Here is a 2,074-nt window from a genome sequence, read left to right as displayed (position 1 = left end):
TCGACGCTGAGGCGCCAGCCACCTCCAACCGCGCCTTCAAGGCCGCTCGAAAGAAGATCGAAGCCGGCCACTTCCAACATGCCAGCGATACCGCCACGGCCTAGATCGACACCGACGGCAGCACCACGATGGCGGTGTGAACCCTCGACCAGCAGTAGCTGCCCACCCGCCGCCCCCACTACGGGGACATGCCGTCTTCGCTGTTCAAAGCCCTATCGTCGCGTCAAGAGAGGCGGATTCGGCCGCGGTAGACGCTGGTCCCCTACTGCGTCCCTTCCCGCACCCGGGGGTATGTCGTTTCCTGTCGGCCGGAACACCTTCGTTCAGGCGGTGCGGGTGATCTCCACGGCAAGACGACCATCGACGGTCGAGATCACGCGGGAGTCGATGTGCAGACCGGACTTGCGGACCGCGGCGATCTTCCCGGTGCGCAGGTCGCGAGCGGCGACGCTGGCCAACCGGCGCTTATCGCGGGCATAGACCTTGTAGGTCACCCATGTCCCCGGTGCAGCTGAAGCCAGGGCATTGACCTTCGCCGCGGCGAACTCCTGTGCCGTCGGTGTCCGCTCGGGGACAGGTTGGGCACCGAACACCTCATCGACGGAGCGGCGATCGGGTTCGGCGGTCAGCTCGTCGAGCAGATCCCGATGCCGGCGGCCGTCGAGCTTGCCGAGCTGGCCGGTCTCGACAATGCCGTGGCCGGTCGCGGCGTCGACCGGCGTCCAGTCGAGTTCGTTGTCCCAGTAGAAGTCCTGGCCGAGCTGGCGGTGCAGCACGAACCGGCTCAGGTTCGGGACATAGGCGTAGATCCGGGCGGCCTGGGTGTCCTCGTAGGCGAGCCACTGATCCTGACCGAGGTAACTGACGGTGTAGAGGCTCATCACGTGTCCCTTCCGAGATTCATCTTCCGTGGTGCGTAGTTCTTCGGGGTGACCGGGCGACCGCCGAGTTCGGACAGCTGCGTGAGTCCGGGTGGGGTGGGGACCTGCGCCCAGCGGGCGGTCATCTTTTCGATCAGCGCGGCCCGCTCGGTGGCGGGAACGCTGGTGTCGCGGGCGCGCTCGTAGTCGGCGTGGGTGTCGTCCTTGACCTGCTGTGAGGCGTCGGTGTGGAACTGGAACTCGGCGACGCGTCCGCTGGGGTGGCGGGCGAGGATGTGCAGGCCCTTGTACTGGTTGCCGTCGAGATAGGACTGTTCGGCCTCGATCACCATCCAACCGCGATGGGAGAGCCCGGCGGCCATCGCCCGGGCGGTCGCGACCGTGTGCTCGGGGCGGGAGATCGCGGTGTAGCGGACGCCGTCGGTGATCTTCTCCACGATCCGTTCCGGCTCGATGAACGGTGCGGCCTTGACGCGGTCGGCGAGCTTGCGGGCCAGCGAGGCCGGGCTCTTCATCCGGAACTCGAGTCCATACATGCGGGCACCCTCGGGCAGTACGGAGAGCACATCAGCGGTCATCGCGGCCTCCTGCTGCTTCACGGCAGTCATCGTCTCGACGACCAGCCAGGGCTGCGACCTCGGCCGGATAGTCGGCGTAGAGCCGGCGCGGGGTGCTGTCCGGGTCGGTGGCCCACTCGACGCCGGGCCGATCCGGTGCCGGGTCGGGTCGCAGTGCCTCGATCGACGTCGACTTGTGCTGTCGGTGATCGGTGCATCTGCGGCCGCCGTCGTCCTCGGCCCTACACACCGGCGGTCAGCTCGGCCCGCGCGCGGGCGTATTTGGCGATCAGGCGCTCGCGGGTGGCGGCGTCGAGCCGGGCCAGGCGCTGCGGGTCACTGTTGTCGGCCAGGTCCGCGAGTTTGACCGTCAACGCCAGGGGCACTGCCCGCACGCGGACGTAGTAGTCGGCCGGGGCTTCACCGGGACGGCGGGTCAGTGCATCGACTGCGGTGGTGACCTCGGCAGGGAACGATTCTTCGAGGTCGGCGAGGGTGACCGGGGTGTCTTCGACGACGTCATGCAGCCAGGCGGCCGCCACGGCGCTCTCGTCACCGGCCACCCGGGCGGCGACGCGCGCGGGGTGGGTGATGTAGGGCTGGCCGGCCTTGTCGACCTGGCCGCGGTGGGCGGCA

General features: G+C 68.5%; 3 protein-coding genes. All 3 read right to left on the bottom strand.

Annotated elements, in window-relative coordinates; all coding sequences use genetic code 11:
- Positions 1–323 precede the first annotated feature (323 nt).
- Positions 324–881: a hypothetical protein gene (locus tag R1101_RS0122045; protein WP_016935401.1), complete on the bottom strand. Its 558-nt coding sequence runs from the start codon at positions 879–881 to the stop codon at positions 324–326.
- The gene (locus R1101_RS0122040) at positions 881–1,489 is read right to left on the bottom strand and encodes a hypothetical protein (protein ID WP_198420318.1); all 609 of its coding nucleotides are present in this window, start codon (positions 1,487–1,489) and stop codon (positions 881–883) included. Before R1101_RS0122040 ends, R1101_RS0122045 begins: the two co-directional genes overlap by 1 nt.
- A 191-nt stretch (positions 1,490–1,680) precedes the next feature.
- On the bottom strand, positions 1,681–2,074 hold a 394-nt coding region (locus R1101_RS28120; protein ID WP_016935398.1), incomplete at its 5' end, for an HD domain-containing protein.

The organism is Rhodococcus sp. R1101 (assembly GCF_000278445.1).
Classification (GTDB): Bacteria; Actinomycetota; Actinomycetes; order Mycobacteriales; family Mycobacteriaceae; genus Rhodococcus; species Rhodococcus gordoniae.
This window is presented reverse-complemented; position numbering and strand designations above follow the sequence as displayed.